The organism is Microbacterium sp. SMR1 (assembly GCF_003289625.1).
GTDB lineage: Bacteria > Actinomycetota > Actinomycetes > Actinomycetales > Microbacteriaceae > Microbacterium > Microbacterium plantarum.
The window spans coordinates 211295-235241 of sequence record NZ_QMBN01000003.1 but is presented as its reverse complement, the minus strand read 5'-3'; the positions used below and the strand labels follow the sequence as shown (position 1 = coordinate 235241).

23 protein-coding genes are annotated in these 23947 nt (G+C 70.0%); 14 read left to right on the top strand and 9 right to left on the bottom strand.

Going from position 1 to position 23947, the window contains the following annotated elements:
- Positions 1-84: 84 nt before the first annotated feature.
- Genes DO944_RS10830 through DO944_RS10815 form a run of 4 tightly spaced genes read right to left on the bottom strand, consistent with a single transcriptional unit; the run spans position 85 to position 4725 of the window.
- Positions 85-1401, bottom strand: a complete 1317-nt coding sequence (locus DO944_RS10830) for an ABC transporter permease (protein ID WP_112617183.1) — start codon at positions 1399-1401, stop codon at positions 85-87.
- Positions 1401-2153 (bottom strand): ABC transporter ATP-binding protein, encoded by a 753-nt coding sequence (locus tag DO944_RS10825; protein ID WP_112617182.1) that lies wholly within the window; start codon positions 2151-2153, stop codon positions 1401-1403. The genes DO944_RS10830 and DO944_RS10825 overlap by 1 nt, the downstream gene beginning before the upstream one ends.
- Positions 2150-3760 carry a hypothetical protein gene (locus DO944_RS10820; RefSeq protein WP_181574218.1) on the bottom strand — a complete coding sequence of 537 codons (1611 nt, stop codon included), beginning with the start codon at positions 3758-3760 and terminating at the stop codon, positions 2150-2152. The genes DO944_RS10825 and DO944_RS10820 overlap by 4 nt, the downstream gene beginning before the upstream one ends.
- Entirely contained in the window at positions 3757-4725 is a 969-nt protein-coding gene (locus tag DO944_RS10815; protein WP_112617181.1) for a hypothetical protein, read from the bottom strand. Before DO944_RS10815 ends, DO944_RS10820 begins: the two co-directional genes overlap by 4 nt.
- Before the next feature lie 115 nt (positions 4726-4840).
- Between DO944_RS10815 and DO944_RS10810 the strand changes: the two genes are divergently transcribed.
- The 4 genes from DO944_RS10810 to DO944_RS10790 all read left to right on the top strand — a co-directional run bounded on the left by DO944_RS10810 (position 4841) and on the right by DO944_RS10790 (position 8348).
- Positions 4841-6193, top strand: coding sequence for a D-alanyl-D-alanine carboxypeptidase family protein (locus DO944_RS10810; protein WP_112617180.1), 1353 nt, complete (start codon positions 4841-4843; stop codon positions 6191-6193).
- Positions 6194-6415: 222 nt separating this feature from the next.
- Positions 6416-6967, top strand: a complete 552-nt coding sequence (locus tag DO944_RS10800) for a CGNR zinc finger domain-containing protein (protein WP_112617178.1) — start codon at positions 6416-6418, stop codon at positions 6965-6967.
- Between the two features lie 45 nt (positions 6968-7012).
- The gene (locus DO944_RS10795; RefSeq protein ID WP_112617177.1) at positions 7013-7882 is read left to right on the top strand and encodes a WcbI family polysaccharide biosynthesis putative acetyltransferase; all 870 of its coding nucleotides are present in this window, start codon (positions 7013-7015) and stop codon (positions 7880-7882) included.
- A 172-nt stretch (positions 7883-8054) separates the two neighbouring features.
- Complete coding sequence (locus tag DO944_RS10790; protein ID WP_146752034.1) at positions 8055-8348, top strand: hypothetical protein; 294 nt, start codon at positions 8055-8057, stop codon at positions 8346-8348.
- Between the two features lie 75 nt (positions 8349-8423).
- Here the strand turns inward: DO944_RS10790 and DO944_RS10785 are convergent, their stop codons facing one another.
- Positions 8424-9098: a TetR family transcriptional regulator gene (locus DO944_RS10785; RefSeq protein ID WP_112617175.1), complete on the bottom strand. Its 675-nt coding sequence runs from the start codon at positions 9096-9098 to the stop codon at positions 8424-8426.
- Positions 9099-9121: 23 nt separating this feature from the next.
- Between DO944_RS10785 and DO944_RS10780 the strand changes: the two genes are divergently transcribed.
- Complete coding sequence (locus tag DO944_RS10780) at positions 9122-10627, top strand: DHA2 family efflux MFS transporter permease subunit (protein ID WP_112617174.1); 1506 nt, start codon at positions 9122-9124, stop codon at positions 10625-10627.
- Positions 10628-10705: 78 nt separating this feature from the next.
- Here DO944_RS10780 and tkt read toward each other — a convergent pair whose 3' ends face one another.
- Positions 10706-12781, bottom strand: coding sequence for a transketolase (gene tkt, locus DO944_RS10775; RefSeq protein WP_112617173.1), 2076 nt, complete (start codon positions 12779-12781; stop codon positions 10706-10708).
- 121 nt (positions 12782-12902) lie between these two features.
- Here tkt and DO944_RS10770 point away from each other — a divergent pair, with 121 nt between their 5' ends.
- From DO944_RS10770 to DO944_RS10750, 5 genes are read left to right on the top strand one after another with little or no spacing between them, the layout of a single operon-like run.
- Entirely contained in the window at positions 12903-13649 is a 747-nt protein-coding gene (locus DO944_RS10770; protein ID WP_112617172.1) for a GntR family transcriptional regulator, read from the top strand.
- A 14-nt stretch (positions 13650-13663) separates the two neighbouring features.
- Positions 13664-14116, top strand: a complete 453-nt coding sequence (locus DO944_RS10765; protein WP_112617171.1) for a PTS sugar transporter subunit IIA — start codon at positions 13664-13666, stop codon at positions 14114-14116.
- Positions 14113-14394 carry a PTS sugar transporter subunit IIB gene (locus DO944_RS10760; RefSeq protein ID WP_023954969.1) on the top strand — a complete coding sequence of 94 codons (282 nt, stop codon included), beginning with the start codon at positions 14113-14115 and terminating at the stop codon, positions 14392-14394. The genes DO944_RS10765 and DO944_RS10760 overlap by 4 nt, the downstream gene beginning before the upstream one ends.
- Positions 14395-14448: 54 nt before the next feature.
- Entirely contained in the window at positions 14449-15861 is a 1413-nt protein-coding gene (locus tag DO944_RS10755; protein WP_112617170.1) for a PTS ascorbate transporter subunit IIC, read from the top strand.
- Between the two features lie 59 nt (positions 15862-15920).
- Positions 15921-16553 carry an HAD-IA family hydrolase gene (locus tag DO944_RS10750; RefSeq protein WP_181574217.1) on the top strand — a complete coding sequence of 211 codons (633 nt, stop codon included), beginning with the start codon at positions 15921-15923 and terminating at the stop codon, positions 16551-16553.
- A gap of 77 nt (positions 16554-16630) precedes the next feature.
- Here the strand turns inward: DO944_RS10750 and DO944_RS10745 are convergent, their stop codons facing one another.
- Positions 16631-17650 (bottom strand): NADP-dependent oxidoreductase, encoded by a 1020-nt coding sequence (locus DO944_RS10745; protein WP_112617168.1) that lies wholly within the window; start codon positions 17648-17650, stop codon positions 16631-16633.
- Positions 17651-17735: 85 nt separating this feature from the next.
- The gene (locus tag DO944_RS10740; RefSeq protein ID WP_112617167.1) at positions 17736-18125 is read right to left on the bottom strand and encodes a DUF1304 domain-containing protein; all 390 of its coding nucleotides are present in this window, start codon (positions 18123-18125) and stop codon (positions 17736-17738) included.
- A gap of 94 nt (positions 18126-18219) precedes the next feature.
- On the opposite strand from DO944_RS10740, the gene DO944_RS10735 reads away from it, so the two are divergent.
- The 4 genes from DO944_RS10735 (at position 18220) to DO944_RS10720 (ending at position 22355) form a co-directional block, all read left to right on the top strand.
- Positions 18220-18810 carry a TetR/AcrR family transcriptional regulator gene (locus tag DO944_RS10735; RefSeq protein ID WP_112617166.1) on the top strand — a complete coding sequence of 197 codons (591 nt, stop codon included), beginning with the start codon at positions 18220-18222 and terminating at the stop codon, positions 18808-18810.
- Positions 18811-18919: 109 nt separating this feature from the next.
- Positions 18920-19819: an SDR family oxidoreductase gene (locus tag DO944_RS10730; RefSeq protein WP_112617165.1), complete on the top strand. Its 900-nt coding sequence runs from the start codon at positions 18920-18922 to the stop codon at positions 19817-19819.
- Positions 19816-20811 (top strand): hypothetical protein, encoded by a 996-nt coding sequence (locus DO944_RS10725; protein WP_112617164.1) that lies wholly within the window; start codon positions 19816-19818, stop codon positions 20809-20811. The genes DO944_RS10730 and DO944_RS10725 overlap by 4 nt, the downstream gene beginning before the upstream one ends.
- A complete protein-coding gene (locus DO944_RS10720; RefSeq protein ID WP_112617163.1) occupies positions 20808-22355 on the top strand; it encodes a GMC family oxidoreductase in 1548 nt (515 codons plus the stop codon). Before DO944_RS10725 ends, DO944_RS10720 begins: the two co-directional genes overlap by 4 nt.
- 74 nt (positions 22356-22429) lie before the next feature.
- On the opposite strand, the gene DO944_RS10715 is transcribed toward DO944_RS10720, so the two are convergent.
- Positions 22430-23947 carry a tripartite tricarboxylate transporter permease gene (locus DO944_RS10715; protein WP_112617162.1) on the bottom strand — a complete coding sequence of 506 codons (1518 nt, stop codon included), beginning with the start codon at positions 23945-23947 and terminating at the stop codon, positions 22430-22432.

Here is a 23947-nt window from a genome sequence, read left to right as displayed (position 1 = left end):
CCCACCGCGAGCAACGGTAGACCTGCGCGATCCCGAGCGAAGAGGACTGGCGCTCGGGCCCGGTCCGCGCTATGGGGCGACGGTTCAGGCGTTGCCGCGCAGGGCGACGACGGGTTCGATCCGAGAGGCTCGTCGAGCCGGGATGCCGCCGGCGGCGAGGCCGATGATCGCTCCGAGGACCGTTCCGCCGAGTGCTACCCACGGGTCGAGCACCGGCGACCACTGCTGCACGATCGAGACCCCCAGCACGGCGAACACGCCGAGCGCCGACCCGATGAGGCCACCGAGCAATCCGATGACGATGGACTCGACGACGAACTGGCCGGCGATCTGCCTGCCGGTGGACCCCAGCGCGCGGCGCAGCCCGATCTCGCCGGTGCGTTCGAGCACCGAGAGGGTCGTGACGTTCGCGATCCCCAGCCCTCCCGCCAGCAGCACGATGACGCCGAGGATGAGGAAGACCACATTCACGTCGCCCTGCACGTCGCGGGCGAGGTCGGAACGCCCCTGCGGTGCGCTGACCTCGAGCGTGTCGACCGCGTCGGGGGCGAGGGCCAGCGGTGCCTGCTCGCGCAATTGCGGACCGGTGCCGACCACGATGCGCGCGATCGCGTCGCCGGGGGAGGCGAGCTGGAAGTCCTGCCGGGCAGCGCCCGTGGGGATCACCACGGCATCGACGACCTCGGCGCGGCGGTCGAGTTCGTCGAAGATGCCGACGATGGCGTAGGCCACCCCTCCGATGAACACCGACGGCTGCGTGTCGACGCGGTTGATCGCGAGCCGCTCGGCGGCCCGCGACCCCAGCATCGCGACGCGGTCGCCGCGTGCGTCGTGCCCCTCGTCGAACGATCGGCCGGTGACGATGCGCCCACCGAGAGTGTCGAGGATCTCGCCCGAGGCCGCGAAGAGCGCCGGCGGAGCGGGCGCCGCGATCGAGGGATCGTTGATGGGGACGGTGGTGATCGTGTTCTCGCGCAGCGTGACGGGCGCCAGCACGGCGGCGGACTCGACGCCGGCGAGGTGCTCGAGGCGCAGGGGGGCGTCCCACGGCAGCGAGGCGGTCGCGACCCGCTGTCCGCCCCGCGCCTGCGCTTCGGTCGGGGCGATGCTCAGATGGGTGGCTGCGGCCGCGTCGAACTGCCGGGCGATCTGGCCGGCTGCGGTCTGCGCGAAGCCGACGGTCGCGACGAGCGCGCCGATGCCCAGCACGGTTCCCATGACGGTCATCACGAGGCGTCCCGGGCGTGAGCCGATGTCGGTCGTCGCCTCGAGCACGAGGTCGCCGAATCCGAAGCGATCGGCGCGCGCCACCTGGCGTGCCTCAGCGACCGCAGTCGTCGTCTCGACGTCGGTGCGGCGGCGAGAGACGCGCCCGCGGAGCTTCTTCCAGAACGCCGGCATCAGCTCAGCTCGCTCATCCGGCCGTCGGCGATGCGGATGCGCCGTGCCGCGCGGTCGGCCACGCCTTGGTCGTGGGTGATGACGACGAAGGTCAGCCCACCCGCGTTCAGCTCCTCGAACAACGCCATGATGTCCGCCGTCGTGGACTGGTCCAGGTTGCCGGTCGGCTCGTCGGCGAGGATGACCCGCGGCTGGGTGACGACGGCACGCGCCACCGCCACCCGCTGGCGCTCGCCGCCCGAGAGGAGACCGGGCCGGAAGTCGACGCGGTGGCCGAGGCCGACGCGCTCGAGCGCGGCCCGTGCGCGGTCGGCGCGCTCGGCCCGCGGTGTGCCGCTGTAGAGCATCGGCAGCATGACGTTCTCGAGCACGGTCCGCCGCGGCATCAGGTGGAAGGCCTGGAACACGAACCCGAGCCGACGTGCTCGCACCGCGGCGCGCTCGTCCTCGGTGTATCCGCCGGTGAGCTCGCCCGCGAGGCGGTATTCACCCACCGTCGGGCGGTCGAGGAGGCCGAGGATGTTGAGCATCGTCGACTTGCCCGACCCGCTCGGCCCGACGATCGACACGTACTCGCCGTCGGAGACGGTCAGATTGATGCCTTTGAGCGCCTGCACCTCGGGCGGTCCGGGGAATGATCGAGTGACGTCGCGCAGTTCGATCACCGGCGGAATTTCATCCGATCGGATGACGTCCTCGCCCGCGTCCGGTGCGGCGGAACGGTCGGAGGTGGCGACGATCGTGTCTGTCATCGCCCGACCACGACGAGATCGTCTTCCGCCAGCTCGCCCTCGGTGGCACGCACCTCGACGGCGCCGCCGGCCGACAGTCCGGTCTCCACGACGACGAGCCGGGTTCGGGCGTCGGGGTCACGCGGGTCGCCCTCGACGACCTCGACGCGGGTCTCGCCGCCCGGCCCCGCCGTCAGCGCCGCCGCGGGAACGCTCAGCACGTCGCCGGCGGTTGCGCCGACGGCGATCGTCACGCGCACGTTCGTGCCCTGGAGCTGCGAGATCTGCTCGGGGGTCAGCTCCGCCGGCTCGAGGCTGACCTTCCACCGGCTTTCGCCGCCGGTGCCCGGTTCCACCGCGGTCACGGTCGCGGCGTGCTCAGTCCCATCGGGCAGCGCGAACGTGGCGGCCGAGCCGACCGCGAGCAGCTTCGCGTCGGCCTCGGCCGCCGAGCCGTTCAGCGCCACGGTCGCCCCCGAGACGGTCATCGCCGCGCCGGAGAGGATGCTGCCGCGCTCGGCCGTGACCGCGTCGACGCGGCGGGGCAGCTCGGTCAGGTAGAGCACTTCGCCGGCAGGCAGAGCAGGCAGCGCTTGCTGGCGGGCTCGGGCGAGGTCGTCCTGCGCCTGCGAGAGCTGGCTCGCGGCGGCATCGACCGCAGCGCGCTCGCTGCTCGTGTCGGGGGCGGCGTTCGCCTGCTCGCGCGCGAGCTCCGCGGTAGCCACCTGGTTCTGGGCGGCGACGATCTCGTCCCAGGAGGCGCCGTTATCCCGCGCGCCCTGCAGGACCGCCCGGGCGTTCGCGACCTCGAGGTCCGCGCGAGCGATGGCGTCACCGTCCCGTCCTGCCGAGGCCAGCTGAGCGCGCGCGGTGGAGAGAGCTTGCTCGGCCGAGCGGACGCTCTCCTGCGCTGCGCGCACCGCGCTGTCGCCGTCTTCTTCCGACTCGGGGCCGGTGTAGCCGACAGCGGCGTACAGCGCGGTGACCGCGTTCGCCGCCTGCTCGTCGAAGACGTTGTCGGCGGGATCTCCCGCGTCGATGCCGACGGAGCGCATGGCCTCCTTGAACTGCACGACATCGGGGCCGGAGACGCCGAACCGGAGTGTGCGGTACGCAGGCAGCTCGCCGGGCAGCGTGATGACGGGACGCCCCGCGACCTCGAGCGCGATCGAGAGCTGCGTCAGCTCGGCTCCCAGGGCCGGAACCTGCCCGGTGACGACGGCAGGACCCGAGATCGCGGACGTATCGATCTTGACCTCGACAGGGTCGGCGAAGCCCACCTCACCGCGGATGGTGACGTCATTGCTCAACGGGCCGAACTCCACCGGGACGGTCACGAGACCGGGTGCGGGGGCGTCGTCTGCCGCCGCCGAGGCGGGCGCCATGACGAACCGGCCGACGAGAAGCCCGCCGACCAACGCGACCACGGCCACTGCTGCGGAGATCCAGAGCACGCGGTTGCGTGAGACGACCGATCGCCAGACGGCGAGTCGCCCACCTCCGGCCGCCGGCGTGGATACCGCGGCATCCGTGCTGTCGGCGGCGTCGGGCGCCTCCGCGGGGTCGCCGACGAGTTCATCGAACGAGTCGTCAGCCGCCGAGGCGTCGTTCACGCGCTCACCACTCACGGGCGAGCCTGCTCAGCCGCCGCCTTCATCGCCTCGAGCTCCGTCTTGTGATCGGCGATGAACTGCTCCTCGGCGTCGAACTGCGCCTTGTCGTACTTCGCGCGGTAGTCGGTCTCCTTGCGGCAGTCGAGATCGGCCAGAGCGAGTTCGACCTCGCGCTCGTGGATCTCGTCCATCGTCGCCTGGTCGGGCCCGGCTTCCGTCATGGTCTCGTACATCTCGTTGAGCTCGTCGAAGATCGAGTTCTGGGCGTCCGCCTGGGTGGCGAATCCGGGGTATCCCGCGGCATCCATGCACGCGGACCATTCGCGGTCGAGGTCGACGATGGCGGGGAGAGACGAGGAGTTCTCGTAGAACTTCGTGATGGCGTCCATCACGTCGGCGAATTCGTCGGACTGCAGGGGGTCGTCGCCGCTGATCTCGTGAGAGGCCCAGCCGTTGCAGCCGGCTGTCTCCCAGTTGTATTCGTACGATCCGTCCTCCGACATCTCCTCTTCGCTCGGGGTCGGCCCGTACAACGCCTCGTAATACGCGGCCTGCTCCGACTCGGAGAGCGCCATGACGTAGTCCGAGTTGGGGTCGGGGGGCATCTGCTCGGGCTCAGTCTGTTCGTCGGCCTCGGGGTACTCCACCGCGCCGTATCCCCACTGGGCCACGAAGTCGCGATCTTCGGGCTTCCATTCGGTGCCCGAGCTGAACGACATGCTGCTGGGGGCGGGGATGTACTCGAAGCCCTCGTCCTGCATGCATTGCGCGACGAGTTCTTCGCGCTGCTTGTTCTCCTTCTCGAACTTCGCCTGCTGCTCTTCCTCGCTCATGTCGCTGCCGTAGAAGGCGGAGAAATACTCGGAGAGCGGCGATTCCTCAGCCGCGTCGGCGGAACCGTCGGCGGCCGTGCAGCCGGCCAGAACGAAGACGAGACCGATCGCGGCCGGTGCGGCCCATCGAAGCGTTTTGCAGTGCACGTGCAACCCCCTTGTTTCAAGATCGCCTCAACACTATGGGGTCGCTGAGAGTCGCGAATCATCCATGAGGATGACGTTTGGGTGAAGATGGGCGACACAGACGGAGGGAACCGCGATGACGCGACGCGACTCGGAAAGCGACGACCTCGGCGAATTCGGCGAGTTCTTCTCGGCAGCCGCCGGGGTGCCGGCGGCGTCCCCGGAAGAAGTGTCGGCATCGCGCCGCCGTCGACGCCGCACCGGCTGGATCGCCGCGGGCGTCACGGCCGCGATCGTGCTCGGTGCGCCCGGGGGATACGCCGCCTGGGCGTTGACGGCCCCGCTCAAGCCGGCTGCGGGTGAGGTCTCGATTCCCCGAGCGCCCGCCCCGCCGGCTGCCGTCGACCTCGGTCTCACCGCTGATGGTGCAGCCGCGCTCTCGGTCGCGGGCGCCGACCCGTATCTCGGCCCGGAGGCCGCCGGGGTCTGGACGGTCCAGGGCGGTGACGACCCTCGTCCGATCGCCAGCATCACCAAACTCGTCACAGCGCTCGTGGTCCTCGACGCCTACCCGATCACCGACGGCGACCGGGGGCCGACGCTCACCTTCGACCGCGACGATCACGCGCTCTACGACGCGTACTTCGTCCGTGACGCGACGATCGCTCCGATGCCGATCGGCAGCTCGCTCTCGCTGCGCGACGCCCTTGCGACCATGCTCATCCCCTCGGCGAGCAACTACGCCGAGGCGATCGCCGTGTGGGCGTTCGGCTCGGTGTCGGGCTTCCGCGCAGCCGCTGACCGGTGGCTCACGGCGAAAGGACTGGAGCGGACGAGCATCGTCGAGCCGTCGGGGCTGGATCCCCGGAACACCAGCTCGCCGAGCGACCTGATCGCACTCGGTCGCATCGCCGCCGCAGATCCGACGGTGGCGGCGATCGCCGCCACGCCGTCTCTGAACCTGCCGGGGCCGGGGGCCATGGCGAACACGAACGGGTTGCTCGGACAGAGCGGGATCACGGGACTCAAGACCGGCACGCTCGAGGAAACCGGTGCGAATCTGCTCTACACGGCGACCCTCGACGTCGGTCTTCCCGAGCCGCTGAGCGTCGTGGGGGTGGCGCTCGGCGGCTCATCGCAGCGCGGCGTGGGCGCCAGTGTGCTCGGCATCCTGCAACGTGTCGTCGACGGGTTCCACGTCACCTCGGTCGCGCAGCCCCGCCAGCAGATCGGCACCTACACGACCGCGTGGGGCAGCTCGGCCCGGGTCGTGCTGGGGGAGGGGGCCTCGTTGCGCACGTGGTCCGACACCCCGATCGTCGTCGACGGGGACGTGCGCGAGCCCCGCCTCTGGACCGACGGCGAGGTACTCGGCGAGATCACCTGGTCGGCCGGCCCGGAGTCGGTCACTGTGCCCGTCGTGCTCGACGGTGAGATCGAGCCTCCCTCCGAGTGGTGGCGTCTCACTCATCCGGGTGAAATCGGCTGATCGATTTCAGCGGTCTCCGCGACCGGCGGGAGCGATGGTGTCGATTGCAGGTCGACCCGTCGTGTGCCGCATCCCGCGCATCGGACGTAACGGACGATTCCCTCTGACGTGGGGTGCGCGGACTCGGTCGTCCAGCCGTGCTCGTGAGTGCGCGTGTGAAGCGGTGCGACGGGCGATGCGGGGGAGGAGGGTGACATGATTCGATCGTGATGTAATGCCGTTATGCAGCTCAACCCTTACGGCGAGTACGCGGTCCTGCTCGCCGCCTCGCTGGCCAACGACTGGCCGAGCGATCGAGATGCGATCGTCGAGCGCACATACGAGTTCGGGATGACCGCGATCTACGCCCCGGCGGCTCCGTCCGACCTCGATGCGACCCGTGCGGTCATCGATTCCTGGCTCGAGGTCGTCGATGCCGAGTCGGCAGCGCAGCGCGCCACGCTGCTCAACCGACTCATGGCCGCAGCGACGGCGTACCCCCGGCTCACCGACCACGACGGCGAGTGGCACCTCCACTACCGCGACGACGACCAGCGTCTGCCTCAGGTGCTTCGTGCGGTCATCGCGGTCGGTACGGCCCTCCACGTGACGACGCGGGGGATGGAGAGGCTGTCGCGGTGCGCCGCGGGCCGCGTCGCCGGAGATCCGTGCCGCAACGTCGTGGTCGACGTGACCCGGAACGGTCGGCAGCGCTACTGCTCGGTTCGGTGCGCCAATCGTGACGGCGTGCGTCGTCACCGGGCGCGTTCGGCGATAGCGCATCGGGCGGGCTGACCGCAAACACCGGCGTCCGTCGAGGCCGATGGCCACAGTAGAGGGATGCACCACGCCCCCTCCCCGTTCCGGGGTGTCGAGCCGCCGGAGGGCTTCGGGCTCGTCGTCGGCAACTGCCAGGCCGAATCGATGCGCATCGTGCTCGACGCCCCCGACCGTCCGACGGTTCGGGTTCCTCCCGTTCACGAGATGGATGCCGCCGACGTCGAGCGCCTGCACGAGCTGCTGCCCCGGGCATCCTTCCTCGTGGCTCAGCCCGTGCGGGACGACTACCACGGCCTGCGCCTGGGAACCCGCCAGCTGGCGGCATCCCTCGCCCCGACCGCCCGCCTCGTGACCTTCCCGGTCGTCCGCTACGCGGGCCTGCATCCGTTCCAGGCTGCGCTGCACGTGGACGGGATCGAAGAGGTGCCGCCGATCGTGGCGTACCACGACATCCGCACCCTCGCAGCGGCGGCGGGGCTCCCTGCGCTTCCGCTGCTCGACCGCCGGGCTGTGCACCAGGTTGAGAGCGACTCCCTCGCCGAGCTGCGTCGCCGGGAGGAGGCGATCGACGTCGCTGCGTCAGACCTGCTGCGGCCTACCTCCGCCGAGGTCATGCGCACGATCAACCATCCGGGCAACGGCGTATGGATGCCCCTGGCGGAGCGCGTGCTGTCGGCGCTCGGCCTGCCCGGCGGCCCGACCGACCCGGGGAGGCCCCTGCTGAACGCCGTGTGGGCCCCGCTCGAGGACTGGGTGGTCGACGCCTGGGGGCTGCCCGATGCACCGCGTCGCTCGTGGATCGTCGACGGGGTCGAGGTCGATCCGGCACTCGTCGCCGAAGCTCACGCCGAGTGGTACCGGGCGCACCCCGACTTCGTCGCCGCGGCGATCGTCAGGCTCCGCGAGCTGGCCGGGCGGTGGAGCGGTTGACCCCGTCCGGCCCCCGCTCATCGGGGGCGTGCTAGCGTTGAAACGTCCCTTCGGGGCTCGTGTGTCGTTCGCCTGGCTCACTGTCGAGCAGATCGTCCGACGCGATCACTGGTTCATCCAGCTCCCTTCTTCTTCCGCGCATCATGCTGTGCGCGCTCATTCTCAGGACATCGTGCTTTCAACTCTTTCTTCTTCCGCGCCCGCGCTCGTCTGGCGACAGGCGGACGCCGACTTCTTCGTCGCGACCCTCGACGGCCAGTACGCCGGATTCGTGACCACCGGTTCGGCACCGGCGACCTTCGACGCCGAGAGCGGCCACGGCGCCGATCTCGGCACCCACGCCTCGCCCGACGCGGCTGCTGCAGCCGTCGCCGAAGCGGCCCGGCCGGCGTCTGCGCGCCGCAATGCGCGCTCGCCGCGACGACGCGCCCGCGGCCCGGCGTCGCCTCAGCGCGTACGCGCCTGAGCTCCGACTCCACCCTGCGAGGTCCCACTTAGGTCGGGTCCACCGCCGGTTTTTCCGGCCGAAATGGGACCTCGGTCAGCCGTGGTGCGGGGGATCGGCCTCGAGGTCGCGGGCGACCGTCGCGACGCCTCGGCGCATCTCGAGGTAGATCTGGCGGACGCTCGCGCGCTCGTTGAGCTCGGCACGCCGGACCCACTCGTCGATCGTGAGCCGGAGGACGAGGGCCATCGTCGAAACGGCCGCGCGAGCGGCGAGCACATCGGCGTCGGCGCCCGCCGCGTCGACGGCGGCGTCGGTGAGCTGCTCGACCTCTTCGGCCTCATTGCGCAGCGCGACGGCCAGCAGCGACGGCTCCGAGCCGACGAGACGGCGGATGCGCAGCGCGCGGATGTGCTCGTCGGGATGCGCGTCGAAGCGGTCGAGGAGCTTCAGCCAGCTGCGTTCGATCCCTTCGACGACGGACGCTCCCGCGCGCACGGCGTCGATGGCGTCGCCCACGACGCGCGCCGAGTCGTCGGCGCTGGCGAACACGGCTGCCTCCTTCGTCGCGAAGTAGCGGAAGAAGGTGCGCTGCGACGTGCCGGCGCGGCGTGCGATGTCGTCCACCGTGGTGCCATGCACACCGTGCTGCTCGAAGAGGTCGAGCGCGGCATCCGACAGCTCGCGCTGGGTCTCCTGGCGTCGTCGTTCGCGCAGACCCGCGGGATGCTCCTCGATGATCGGGGCGTCGTTCTCGCCGTCGCGGTGCATGACCTCAGTGTCGCACAGCGCCAATGTGGCAGAGACTGCCATATAATCAGTCAGTGACACTTGAGCAGCAGCATCCCGATACCTCAGCCATCCCGACGCCTCCTGCCTCCCGCGCGACGACTGTGCGCACCGGCCCCGTCATCGCACTGCTCGTCGCCTCGGCGTTCGTGGTCATCCTCAACGAGACGATCATGGGTGTCGCGCTGCCGCGGCTCATGGTCGACCTGCAGATCACCGCCGCGACCGCGCAGTGGCTGACCACCGGATTCCTCCTGACGATGGCCGTCGTCATCCCTCTGACGGGCTACGTGCTCGCACGCTTCCCGATCCGCAGCGTCTTCTTCACCGCGATGTCGCTGTTCGCTGCGGGCACGCTGATCGCGGCGCTCGCGCCGGGCTTCGGGATGCTGCTCACCGGCCGCGTCGTGCAGGCCTCGGGCACCGCCATCATGATGCCGCTGCTGATGACCACCGTCTTGAATGTCGTCGAACCCGCCCGCCGGGGTCGCATGATGGGCGTCATCAGCATCGTCATCGCCGTCGCGCCGGCGATCGGCCCGACCGTCTCGGGTCTGATCCTGTCGGTGCTCGACTGGCGCTGGATGTTCTGGCTCGTCCTCCCGATCGCGCTGCTGGCGCTCGGCCTCGGCGCGATCTGGGTGCAGAACGTCACTGAGACGCGCGAGGCGCGCTTCGACGTCGGATCCGTCGTGCTCTCCGCTCTCGGCTTCGGCGGGCTGATCTTCGGGTTGAGCTCGATCGGAGAGTCGGCGACCGGCCACGCGCCGGTCCCGGTGTGGATACCCCTCGTCGTCGGTGCCCTGTCGCTGGCGGCCTTCGTGGTGCGTCAGCTCAAGCTCCAGCGCACCGATGCGGCCCTGCTCGACCTGCGGACCTTCCAGTCGCGGTCGTTCAGCCTCGCCGTCGTGCTGGTCGTGGTCGTGATGTCGGCCCTCTTCGGATCGCTCATCCTGCTGCCGCTGTACCTGCAGCAGGTGCTCGGTCTCGACACCCTGACCGTGGGCCTGATGCTGCTGCCCGGCGGCGTGCTCATGGGGCTCATCGCTCCCGTGGTCGGCGCGCTGTTCGACCGGTTCGGCCCGACCCCGCTGGTCATCCCGGGCATGATCGTCGCGGCCTCCGCGCTGTGGGGCATGACGACGTTCGGCGTCGGAACCCCGATCGCCTGGATCATCGCGGTCCACATGGCCCTCAACCTCGGCCTCGGCTGCGTGTTCACGCCGCTGCTCACCTCGGCGCTGGGCTCGCTGCCGGCGCGGCTGTACTCCCACGGCAGTGCGACGGTGAGCACGCTGCAGCAGGTCGCCGGTGCCGCCGGAACCGCTCTGTTCGTGACCCTGATGTCGGTCGGTGCTGTATCGGCTGTCGCTGACGGCGTCGATGTGATCGCCGCGACCGCCACGGGGGTCCACACGGCGTTCGTCACCGGCGCATGCATCGCCTCGGCGGCGGTGGTGCTGACATTCTTCGTCCGCCGCCCGGCCCCCGTCGCGACGCCGGGGCGCTGACCGTCGTCGAGCCGACGCGAAAGGCGGTGACGCGCGGAGCGTCACCGCCTTTTCGGTCGGGTCGAGGGATGAGGTCGATCAGCTCCGGGCGGTGACGGAGCGGAGGGCGTCGAGAACGCGCTCCTCCGTCATGCCGCGCTCGCGCAGAGCGTCTGCCGCCGGAGCGGAGAGCCCGAACTCGTCGATGCCGACCACGGCGCCCGACGAGCCCACGATCTCGTGCCAGCCGAACGGCGACGCCGCCTCGACCGCGACTCGCGCGTGGAGCGACGGCGGCAGGACCGCGTCGCGGTAGGCCGCGTCCTGAGCCAGGAACCACTCGCGGCTCGGCATCGACACGACCCGGATCGCGAGCCCGGATGCTGCGGCCGTCTCGGCGGCCGACAGCGCGAGGGCGACCTCGCTCCCGGTCGCGATGATGACGGCGTCCGGAGCGACGACGTCGCGCACGACGTAGCCGCCGCGGCGGACCCCGGCGCGCACGTCAGCGATCGGAATGTCGAGCACCGGCACGCCCTGCCGGCCCAGCACGAGCCCGGCGGGGGAGTCCGCCTCGACGATCGCCTGCCATGCCGCTACGGTCTCGTTCGCGTCGGCTGGGCGAACCACGGTGAAGCCGGGCATCGCGCGCAGGCTCGCCAGGTGCTCGATCGGCTGATGGGTGGGGCCGTCCTGACCCAGCGCGACCGAATCGTGCGACCACAGGTAGGTCACCGGAAGTCCCATGAGCGCCGACAGGCGGATCGCGGGGCGCTGGTAGTCGCTGAACACCAGGAACGTGCCGGCGAAGACGCGCCAACCGCCGGCGAGGGCGATGCCGTTCATCGCGGCACCCATCGCGTGCTCACGGACGCCCCAGTGGATGTTGCGGCCCGCTCGCGTTCCCAGGGCCGTCTCCTCGGGCAGGAACGATCCGCCCGCGTGGATCTCGGTGCGGTTGGGCTCGGCGAGATCGGCCGATCCGCCCCACATCGCGGGCAGCGCCTGCGCGAGGGCCTGGATGGCGGCACCGGAGGCGTCGCGCGTCGACACCTCCGTGCCGGGGTCGAAGCGGGGGAGTCGCGTGTCGAGATCATCGGGCAGGCGGCGTGCCCGGAACGCGGCGTGCGCGTCGGCTCGACCGGCATCCGATGCCTGCCACCGTGAGAACGCCTCGTCCCATTCCGCGTGCAGACGCGCACCGCGCGCTCGAGCGACGCGCGAACGGCGCAGGACCGCCTCGCTCACGTCGAAGGGCGCAGCCTGCGTGCCGAGCGCCTCGCGCAGCAGTCCGATCTCGGCGGCCCCCAGCGGGGCGCCGTGGGATGCCGCGGTGTTGAGGGCTCCGGGCGAGGGATACGCGATCTGCGACTTCAGGATGACCAGGCGCGGCTTGCCGACGGGGTTCGGTGCGCCCAGGACGCGGTCGAGCTCGTCGACGTCGACGTCGCCGCTTGCGGCCAGCTCGATCCGTTCGACGTGCCACCCCTGGGCGCGGAAGCGGGCGCCCACGTCCTCCGACGATGTCAGGCGCGTGTCGCCCTCGATCTGGATGTCGTTGTCGTCGTACACCACGGTGAGGTTGTCGAGTCCATGACGGCCCGCGAGGGCCCCGGCTTCGTAAGAGATGCCCTCCTGCAGGTCACCATCGGAGGCGAGCACCCACACGTGCCGGTCGAAGGGCGATGCGCCCCGCGGGGCGTCGGGGTCGAAGGTCGCCCGCTCGTGCAGCATGCCCATGGCCATGCCGACGGCGGTGGCGAGGCCCTGTCCGAGCGGCCCGGTCGTCGTCTCGACCCCGGCGGTGTGCCCGAGTTCGGGGTGGCCGGGAGTGCGCGAGCCGAGCGTGCGGAAGGCGCGGAGGTCATCGATGGTGACGTCGTACCCGGTGAGGAAGAGCTGCGTGTACAGCAGGATGCTCGCGTGCCCGCATGACAGCACGAAGCGATCACGACCCTGCCACTGCGGGTCGGCGGGGTCGTGCTCGATGTGCCGTTGGAAGAGCGCGGTCGCGATCGGCGCGAGGGCGATCGCGGTGCCCGGGTGTCCGGAGCGAGCGGCCTCCACGGCATCCGCAGCGAGCAGGCGGGCGGCGACGACGACGTCGTGATCGGTGGCTTCGGTGGTGTCCGGGATGGTGGCCGGTGCGGCGGGCGTCGAGATCAGGTTCTCCATAGTCATCATGATGTCATAACGACTTTGTGACGCAATCTTGCGGGAAAGCCGGGTTTCGGGCATGATCGAGCTCGGATTAGTCATGACGTCATGATGACGCGAGTCAGCAAGGAGGCGACCAATGGTGACAGCAGCCGGAACCGCGAAGTACCGGACCGTCCACGACGAACTCCTGCGACGCATCCGCGAGATGGCCGTCGGTGACCGGCTGCCGTCCGAGCCCGAGCTGTGCGAGGAGTTCGAGGTGAGCCGCATCACCCTGCGCAAGGCCGTCGACGGGCTCGTGCAGGACGGATGGCTCGCTCGCGAGCACGGCCGCGGCACGTTCGTCACCGAGCCGGTTGCGGGCGATCACTACCCGGAGCACTTCGCCGACGTCGTCACCGGGTTCCACCGTCAGCAGACGAGCGCGGGCAACGTCGTCACGACCCGCGTGCTCCGTCAGGAGCTCGTGCCCGCCGGTGCGCAGGTGGCCCGCCTCCTCGAACTCGAGGAGGGGGAGGGCGTGGTCGAGCTCGTCCGTCTGCGCTACGTCAACGGCCAGCTCCACCAGCACGTGTTCACGTGGGTTCCGCACGCCCGGTACCCCGGGGTGTACACCGGTGACTTCTCGGACCAGTCGCTGTACGCCTTCCTGCAGGAGCAGTACGGAGTCAGCCTCGTCCGCAACGACATGACGGTGCGCGTCGACGAGGCAGCGCCGGACGTGGCGCTGAACCTCGGGGTGAGCGCCGGCCTGCGGCTGCTCACCATCGATTCCCTCGTGTTCGACGCCGACGGCACGCCGGTCGCCTTCGGCACGGCACGCCACGCTCCGGAGAACAGCGAGATCTCCCTCACGCTCCACGGCCCTCGGCCCGGCGTCTGACCGGAAGGACCCCCATGCTCATCGAACAGCTCAGCGACGACCGCATCCAGTTCGCGACCGACCTCGACGGATGGCGCGCGGCCATCGAGACGGTCAGCCGACCGCTTCTCGGCGACGGCTCCATCACGCGGTCGTACATCGACGCGATGATCGAGTCGATCGCCGCCGGCGGCACCTACATCGATCTCGGGTTCGGCATCGCGCTGGCCCACACCCGCCCCGAGAAGGGTGTCGTGCGCACGGGGCTCTCCGCGCTCTGGGTAGACCCCGCCGTCCTGCTCAACGACGAAGAGGCCCACCCCATCACCCTCTTCTTCTGCCTGGCGGCGACCGACACCGAGTCGCATCTCTCGACGATGTCGGAGCTCGCCCGACTGCTCAGCGACGACCGCGCCCGTGCGGTTCTGCTCTCCGCCCGAACCACCGCCGACGTCCGCGCGGCCCTCATGACAGGAGTCAACCAATGACCAAGTTCCTCGCCGTCTGCAGCTCCGGCCTCGGCAGCAGCTTCATGGTGCACATGAACATCGAGAAGGTGCTGAAGGAGCTGGGAGTCTCCGGCATCACCGTCGATCACGCCGACCTCGGCTCGGTCGCCCGGGGCGACGCCGACACCATCTTCGTCGGCCGCGACATCGCGGAGGCCGCGAGCGGCCTCGGCGACGACGTCGTCGCGCTCGACAGCATCATCGACCTCGCGGAGCTCCGGACGAAGGTCGACGAGGCCGTCAAGCGGCACTCCTGACCCGACCCTCCCGCCCTCCACCCGACGCTTTCACCGACGAAAGGAGCATCCGCGATGGATGCTGTCATCGATGTCCTGCTCGACATCTTCACCCAGCCGGCGGTCATCGTCGCGCTCATCGCCCTGATCGGTCTCGCCGTGCAGGGGAAGTCGTTCAGCGACGTCCTCAAAGGCACGATCCGCACCCTGGTCGGCTTCCTCGTGCTGGCCGCCGGCGCCGGCGTCGTGGTCGGCTCGCTCGATCCGTTCGGTGCGATGTTCCAGCACGCGTTCAACGTGCAGGGCGTCGTCCCCAACAACGAGGCGATCGTCGCCCAGGTGCTGCTCGATTACGGCTCCGCCGCCGCGCTCATCTTCTTCTTCGGCATGATCGTCAACATCGTGCTGGCGGCGACCACGCGCTTCAAGTACATCTACCTGTCGGGTCACGTCGCGTTCTACATCGCGGCCATGTTCGCCGTCATCCTCGGTGTCGCCGGATTCGAGCCGTGGGCTGTCGTCCTCTGGGGTTCGATCGCGCAGGGCATCTACATGGTGGTCTCGCCTGCTCTCGTCCAGCCGTTCATGCGCCGCGTGACCGGCAGCGACGACGTCGCCCTCGGGCACACCGGCGGCGCCGGCGTCGCCCTCAGCGGTCTCGTCGCCCTGATCACCCGGGGCAAGGGCGGTTCGAAGTCGACCGAGGAGATCTCATTCCCCAGCGGGCTCGGCTTTCTCCGCGACACGACCGTGATCGTCGCACTCTCGATGGCCGTGATCTACATCATCGTCGGACTGTTCGCGGGAGCCGCGTACATCGAGGGGGAGCTGTCGAACGGACAGAACTTCATCGTGTTCCTCGCTCTGCAGGCCGCGACGTTCTCGGCCGGCGTCTTCATCATCCTCGCCGGCGTGCGCGTCGTGCTCGCCGAGATCGTGCCCGCCTTCAAGGGCATCTCCGAGAAGCTCGTCAGGAACGCCAAGCCCGCGCTCGACGTGCCGATCGTCTTCCCCTTCGCCCCGAACGCGGTGCTCATCGGGTTCCTCGCGAGCTTCGTCGGCGGCATCGTCGGCATGCTCGGGATGGCCGCGCTCGGCACGGCGATCATCATCCCCGGCGTCGTGGCGCACTTCATGACGGGTGCCGCCTCGGGCGTCATCGGCAACGCCGTCGGCGGTCGCCGGGGCGCCGTCCTCGGAGCCTTCGCCAACGGCGTGGCGATCACCTTCCTGCCGCTGTTCCTGCTGCCGGTCCTCGGTGACATCGGGTTCTCGAACTCGACCTTCTCCGACTCGGACTACGGCGTGTTCGGCCTGATCCTCGGCGGCGTCTCCGGTGCCGGCGGCCAGATCGCCGTCATCGTCGCGCTCGCCGTCGCCCTCGTCGCGCTCTACGGCACGACCTTCGCCCTGCGCGGTCGCGACCGGCGCAAGGTGGCTGAAGCCGAGGCCGACGCGCCCGCGGCCCCCGCAGCCACGTCCCGCTGAACCGAACCGATGCCCGCCGGGGTCCGCCCCGGCGGGCATCGTCCTCCCTGGAGCATCCTGTGACCACAATCACCCCACGCGCCGTGCTGTTCGACTGCGACGGAGTGCTCGTCGACTCGCTCGAGGCCGCCGCCACCGCCTGGGACGCCTGGGCGAAGCGGTACGCCCCGGGCTTCGACTTCCGCACGCAGATCGAGCACGGGGTGCGCGCCGCCGACACCGTCGCGACGCTTGTGGCGGCGGGCCTGCGTGACGAGGCCGTCGCCGCTCTCGATGAGGCGGAGGCCGCATCCGCCGCGCTGACGGCGCCGATCGCCGGCTCGGTCGCCCTCACCTCACGTATCCCGTCGGGGTCGTGGGCCGTCGTGACCTCGGCCACGCGCGAGCTGGCGCGCCGGCGGCTCGCGGCCGCGGGGCATCCCGTCCCGTCCGCGCTCGTGTCGGCGGAGGACGTCGGTCACGGCAAGCCCGACGCCGAGCCCTACCTCGCCGGCGCCGCGCTGCTCGGCGTCGACATCGCGCGATGCGTCGTGTTCGAGGACGCCGAGGCCGGCGTGCGTTCGGCCCGCGCCGCCGGAGCGGGATGGGTCGTCGGTGTGGGGGACCACCTCGGTTCCGCCGTTGTCGACGCCCGGATCGACGACCTTCGCTCCGCCGACTGGCGAGACGGCAGCCTGCACCTGCGGGAGTGACGGCTTCGTCCGTCGTCGAGCCGAAGCGAAAGGCGGTGACGCGCGAAGCGTCACCGCCTTTTCGGTCGGGTCAGGGCTTACCGCGCGGAGGTTCGCACGAGCATCTTGCCGGTGTTGGCGCCGCGCATCATCGACAGGAAGGCCTCGACGGTGTTCTCGATGCCGTCGACGATGGTCTCGTCGTAGGCGATCTTCCCCTCGGCGAACCAGGCGCTCATCTTCTCGGTGAACTCCGGCGCGAGGTGCAGGTAGGCGGCGAGCGTGAAGCCGGTCGCGGTGAGACCACGGGTGATCATGTTGGCCATGTTGTCGGGCCCGGGCGTCTTCTCGGTGGTGTTGTACCCCGTGATCGCGCCGCAGAGCGCCAGGCGTCCGCCGGCGTTCATGACGTCGAGCGCGGCCTCGAGGTGGTCGCCGCCCACGTTGTCGAAGAACACGTCGACGCCGTCGGGGGCGTGCGCGGCGAGCTGCTCGCGGACAGGCGCGTCCTTGTAGTTGAAGGCTGCGTCGTAGCCGTACTTCTCGGTGAGCAGCGCGACCTTCTCCGCAGAGCCGGCCGAGCCGATGACCCGGCCTGCTCCGAGCAGCTTGGCGATCTGACCGACGGCGGTGCCGACCGCTCCGGCCGCTCCCGAGACGAACACGGTGTCGCCCGGCTTCATGTGCGCGATGGCCGTGAGTCCGACGTAAGCGGTCAGGCCGGTCATGCCGAGGATGTGCAGGCGCACCGACAGCGGCAGGCCCGGCACCTCGGGGACGGCGCGGAACGTCGAAGCATCGGCCTGGACGACATCCGACCACCCGTGCTGATGCAGCACGACCGTTCCCACGGGCAGGTCGTCCGAGGCGCTCGCCACGACGCGGCCGATCGCGCCGCCGGCGATCACGTCTCCGAGCGCGTAGGGCGCGACGTAGCTGCGGACGTCGTTCATGCGCCCGCGCATGTACGGGTCGACGGAGACGAACTCGTTCGCCACGCGCACCTCGCCCGGCGCGGGCTCGCTCAGCTCGACGCGCTCGATCGAGAAGTCGTCGGGCGTCGGCCAGCCCTGGGGGCGGCGGGCCAGACGGATCTGGGTGCTCGTTGCGTGGGTCATGTTTCTCCTTCGTGAGGGGTCGGTAACGGATGCCGCGGGCTCGGTCGGAGTCGCGGACGAGAGGGCGGCGCGGATGGGCGCCGGGTCAGATCGCGAGGCCGAGCGCGAGTGCGATGACGCCGAAGGCGGGGATCACGCCCTGCTTGAGGGCGGCGGAGGCCTTGGAGTGGTCGGAGAGGATGAGCACGAGGCTGGCCGCGACCATGGAACCTGCTCCGGTGAAGACGAGGGTCGCACCGACCGGGACGTTCCCGGCGATGACGAATGCGATGCCGATGAACACCGTGATCGCCAGGAAGAGGTTGTAGAAGCCCTGGTTGAAGGCGAGCGCCTTCTGCGTCTCGGCCTGCGCGACCGTTCCGGTGCCGAACGTCTTGCGTGCCCGCTCGCTCGTCCAGGCGATGGACTCGAGGTAGAAGATGAAGACGTGGATGAGCGCTGCGAGGCCCGCGAGCGCAAGACCGACGAAGATCATGAGCTGTTCCCTTCCGGCGGTGGACACCGCAGTTTCTGTATCGCTTGGTTCAATATATACTGAACTGACCGATACACAAAAGGGGGCGCGGCGCATGGGCCGAACGCAGAGCTACGACCGCGACGACGTCGTTCGCGCGGCGCGGAGCGTCTTCTGGGAGCAGGGCTACGAAGGCGCACCGTTGCCCGAGCTCGAGCGCGTCACCGGCCTCAACCGATCGAGCATCTATCACGCATTCGGCTCCAAGCGCGGCCTTTTCGACGCCGCGGTCGAGAGCTACCTCGACGAGATCATCCGGCCCCGACTGTCGCCTCTGACCGTCGATGAGGTCGCCCCGGGCGCGCTGGAGGAGTACCTCCTCGGCCTGCGAACCGCCCTCAAGCAGCCCGCTTCGCTTCCGGCGTCGAGCGGGTGCCTGCTCGTGAACACGGCAGCGGCGCCCATCGGGCGCGACGAAGCCGTCGCGCACGTGATCGCCGGGTACCGATCCGAATTGCGCTCAGCCTTCGGTCGCGGTGTCGCCGCCCGCCGCTCCGACCTCGACGGTGCTCAGGTCGCGACCCTGGCGGACGCGTGCACGGGGTTGGTCGTGTCGGCCTTCGCCCTCGCGCGCGTGGATGCCGCCGGCGCGGCGGACGCTGTGGGCACGGCGATCGCGCTCGTCACGGGGTCGCTGCAGCCCTGACGCCGCGAGGCGGGTCCGCAGGGCGTCGGCTGGTGATCCGCTTTACGCCCACTCCTTGACTTTTGGCAAGCGTTCGCGCCGAGTTTCGGCCGAGACCTACCGTGAGCCCGTGGAGCACAGCGATCAGTACACCTTCGACAACCCGGTGACCCGATACGACCGGGTCGAGCCGGCCGTCCAGCACCAGCCCGAGCCGGGCATCCAGGCCGACATGCAGCCGGTTCCCGACCTGGGCGAGCAGACGTACCGCGGTTCGGGGCGCCTGTTCGGTCGCAAAGCCCTCATCACCGGCGGGGACTCCGGCATCGGCGGTGCGACGGCGATCGCTTTCGCCCGCGAGGGCGCCGACGTCGTGATCGTCCACCTGCCTGCCGAGCAGCGCGACGCCGACCGCATCCTCGGCCTCATCGCCGACGCCGGCGTGCGCGGGCATGCCATCGCCGCTGACATCTCGACGGCCGAGGCCTGCCGTGCGCTCGTGGCGGAGGCCGCTGACTTCCTCGGGGGCATCGACATCCTGGTCAACAATGCGGGAAAGCAGGTCGCGGTCGAACGGCTCGAAGACCTGACCGACGAGCAGTTCGCCGAGACCTTCCACACGAACGTCTTCGCGAACTTCTGGATCACGAAGGCGGCTCTGGCCCATCTTCCGGCGGGCGCCTCGATCATCAACACCGCCTCGCTGGAGGCGTACAAGCCGGCACCCGACCGGGTCGACTATGCCGCGACGAAGGCCGCGATCAACAATCTCTCGAAGGGGCTCGCACAGCAGCTCGCGCCGCGCGGCATCCGGGTCAACGTCGTCGCCCCCGGTCCGACGTGGTCGGCGCTCCAGGTGAGCGATGGCGTCTCGGACGAGCAGATGCGGGCCTTCGACGACGAGAGCACCTACCAGCGCGCCGGCCAGCCGGCCGAGATCGCTCCTGCGTTCGTCTTCCTCGCGTCGGCCGAGTCGAGCTACGTCTCGGGTGAGACGCTCAACGTCAACGGGGGCATGGTCACCCCGTGAGCGACAACGCATTCGCGGTCGTCTCGCTCCGGGGAGACGTACCGCAGCTCGATGACGCTTCGGACGATTCCGCCGACGCGTTCCGGCAGATCACGGTCGACCCGGCTCTCGGCGCCGATGCTCTGATCGAGGAGATCGCCCACGCCGAGATCACCACACCGTGGATCCTCGTGGCCGGCTACGACGATCACAGGCTCGCGGAAGATCTCGTCGAGCGGATCCTCGACGGCGCGCTCGGCGTCTTCGGGCTTGCCGGGGTCGTGCTCGAGGGGACGGTGATCCCCGACGGCATCCGAGAGCACGAGGTGCCCGCGGCCGCGACGGAGGACGTCGGGGCGTCGGTGCGCGACCTCGCGGCGGACATCGCCGCGTGGGGTCCGCGCGTTCCCGAGGCGTGGGCGCGAATCATCGCGTCGTCGCGGACGGACGCCGCCATGCGCGCCACTCTCGCCCGACGTGCGCTCGCCGACGACCCGGCCTATCGTCCGACGGCCCTCACCCCCGCGCAGCTGGGGCTCCTGCGCGACGTCGCGCGCCGTATCGTCCCGCAGGGCGCTGGAGCGACGATCGATCTCGCTGCCCGCCTCGACCGCATGATCGAAGCGGAGGAGAGCGACGGCTGGCGTCCCACCGGCATGTCGTCCGACGTCGAGGCCTATCGCGCCGGGCTCGACGCGCTCGCCGCCATCTGGATGCGCGGACCTGCCGCCCAGGATGCTGTCATCCGTCAGGTGATCGATGGCGAAGCCCCCTCCGGCACGGTCCTCACGCCCGATCAGCTGAGCCTGTGGTTCGAGGACGCCCGTAACGACCTCGCCCGCGTCTGGCTGTCGCACCCGGCGTCGCTCGCACGTGTCGGCTACACCGGCTTCGCGACCGGCGGAACGGGGCCGGAGCCCGCCGGCTACCTCGTGCTGGCCGCGGGCGAGCGCGAGGAATGGGAACCCGAAGAGCTCGGACGCCTCGGCGCCGCGAAAGGACGCACCGCATGAACCTCTCCGGAATGCGCCGATACGACCTCGACGAGGTCGTGGATGTCGTCGTCGTCGGGACCGGAGCCGGCGGCGGGCCGTTGCTCAGCAGGCTTGCCGAGCGCGGACTGCGGGTCGTCGCGCTGGAGGCCGGACCGAACCTCGAGATGGACGAGTTCACCCCCGATGAGCGCGAGGCGACGCGGATCAACTGGATGTCCGACCGGTTCAGCGGCGGCGACACCCCCACAGCCTTCGGCCCGAACAACAGCGGCTGGGGCGTCGGCGGCGGGACGCTGCACTGGGGTGCGTTCACCCCGCGCCCGGACCGCCGCGACCTCTCGTTGCACAGCGAGACGGGGCAGGGACACGACTGGCCGATCGACTACGACGAGCTCATCCGGTACATCGTCGAGGTCGAGCGGGTCATCGGCGTCAGCGGTCCGACTCCCTACCCGTGGGATCCGCAGCGCGAGTACCTCGACGGTCCGACCCGCCGTAATGCGCCGGCCGATCTCGTGCTGCAGGGGTGCGAACGTCTGGGGATCACCGCGACGGACGCTCCGGCCGCCATCATCACCAGCGATCGCGACCAGCCGCACTACGGCCTGCGTAAAGCGAGCATCGACGTCGGCGGTATCCATCAGGGCGACCGGTTCGGGTACAAGGCGACGACAGCCATCACCTATCTGCCCGTCGCAGTCGCTCACGGAGCCGAAATCCGCCCGGACTCGATGGTGCATCGCATCGAACAGGATGCCGCGGGCCGGGTGACCGGCGTCGTCTACCTGCACGAGGGCGTCGAGTACCGGCAGCGCTGCGCTGCTCTGGTTCTCGCCGGCGGGGGCATCGAGACGCCGCGGCTTCTGCTCAACACCGGGCTCGCGAACTCGAGCGGTCAGGTGGGTCGAAACTTCCTCGCTCACGGCGCGGTGCAGGTGTGGGGCCGCTTCGACGAGAGCATCCGCGGCTACCGCGGCTATCCGTCTGCGGCGATCACGGAGGACTTCGTGCGGCCCGAGGGCGTCGATTTCGCGGGCGGCTACCTCATTCAGAGCCTCGGGGTCATGCCGCTGACCTACGCGACGTCGCTCGTGCGCGGCGGGTCGCTGTGGGGTCAGGACCTGATGGACGCTCTCGACGCCTGGCAGTTCTCCGCGGGCATCGGGATCAACGGCGAGTGCCTCCCGTCCGACGACAATCGGCTGATCCTCTCGGACGAGACCGACGAGTGGGGTATCCCGCGCGCGGAGATCAGCTTCTCGCCCGGGCCGAACGAGAAAGCGATCGACGACCACGCCGTGGGGATCATGACGCGGATCCTTGACGCTGCCGGCGCACGCGAGACGCGCGTGCTCGCGCGGACAGCCCACACGATGGGCACGTGTCGCATGAGCAGCGATCCCGGTGACGGCGTCGTCGATCCGGAGGGTCGGTCTTACGACATCCCCAACATGTGGATCTGCGACAACTCGACGTTCCCGAGCGCGCTGTCGGCGAATCCGGGACTGACGCAGATGGCGCTGTCACTGCGCACGGCGGATCGACTGCTCGCCTCGGCCTGATCGTCGGGAAGACGGAGGAGGGGCGGATGCCGCGTGCTGCGGCATCCGCCCTTACCCGTCCGTGCCGTGTTCGATCAGCTCTTCACGAGCTGCTTCTCGCGCTTGTGGGCGACGACGCGGCCCCGCACCGAGACGATCAGCACGAGCGCGAGGAGCGCGTAGAGCACGATCGTGATCGGGCTCTGGACGAGCACGGAGAAGTCGCCATTGGAGCTCATCGCCGCGTCGCGCAGGCTCGTCTCGGCTAGTGGCCCCAGCACCATGCCGATGATCAGCGGCGCGAGCGGGAAGTCGAGCGCGCGCATGAGGAACCCGAGCAGTCCGATGCCCAGCAGCATGAGCAGGTCGAACGTCGAGCCCGAGGTCGCGTAGATACCCAGGCCGCAGAACACCGTGATCCCCGCGTAGAGGTACGGGCGCGGGATCAGCAGCAGCTTCGCCCACAGCATCGCGAACGGGAGGTTCAGGATGAGCAGCACGACCATCGCGATGAAGAAGCTCGCCAGCAGGGACCACACCAGGTCGGGTGCCCGGTCGAACAGCAGCGGACCGGGCTGCAGGCCGTACTGGCGGAAGGCCGCCAGCATGATCGCGGCCGTCGCCGAGATCGGCAGCCCGAGCGCGAGCAGCGCACCCATCGCCATACCCGTCGTGGAGTTGCCGGCGGCCTCCGGAGCGGCGAGACCACGGATGGCGCCCTTGCCGAACTGCGGGTTCTTGCGCCGCGCATCGAGTCGCTTCTCCAGGCCGTAGGCGAGGAAGGTCGGGATCTCCGAACCGCCGGCGGGCACGACGCCGAACGGTAGACCGATCGCGGTGCCGCGTGCCCAGGCGGGTGCGGCTTCCTTCAGCTCGCGGCGCGAGAGCCACGGGCGCCCCGTCGGCTTGATGAGCGCTTTGTTCGAGGTATGCCGTTCGAGGCAGGCGACGTAGATGACCTCACCGAGGGCGAGGATCGCGACCGTCACCGTGACGAGGGAGATGCCGTCGAACAGGTGGGGGGAGTCCATCGTGAAGCGCGGAGCGCCTGAGACTCCGTCGATGCCGATCACGGCGATGCCGAGGCCGATGAACAGGGCGGTGAGGCCCTTGACGACGTTGTCGGTGACGACCGACGACGTCGCCGCGAACGCGAAGACCGCGAGCGCGAAGAACTCGGCGGGGCCGAACCTGCTCGAGAAGTCCGCGAGGGCCGGAGCGACGAAGACCACGACGATCGACGCCACGAAGCCGCCGATGAACGCGCCGATGGCTGCGGTCGCCAGCGCCTGGGCCGCGCGTCCGTTGAGCGCCATCTTGTGGCCCTCGAAGGTCGACGCGATCGCCGAGGCCTGGCCGGGCGTGTTCATGAGGATGCCCATGGTCGAGTCGCCGAACAGCCCGCCGAAGTACACGCCCGCGAACATGATGAAGGCGGCCGTCGGATCGAGCGAGAACGTGATCGGCAGCAGCAGGGCGACTGCCATCGAGGAGCCGAGTCCGGGGAGAACGCCGACCGCGGTGCCCAGCAGGCAGCCGATGAGCACCCAGAGCAGGTTGGCGGGGGTCAGTGCACCGGCGAAGCCCTCGCCGAGAAGCTGAAGCACATCCAT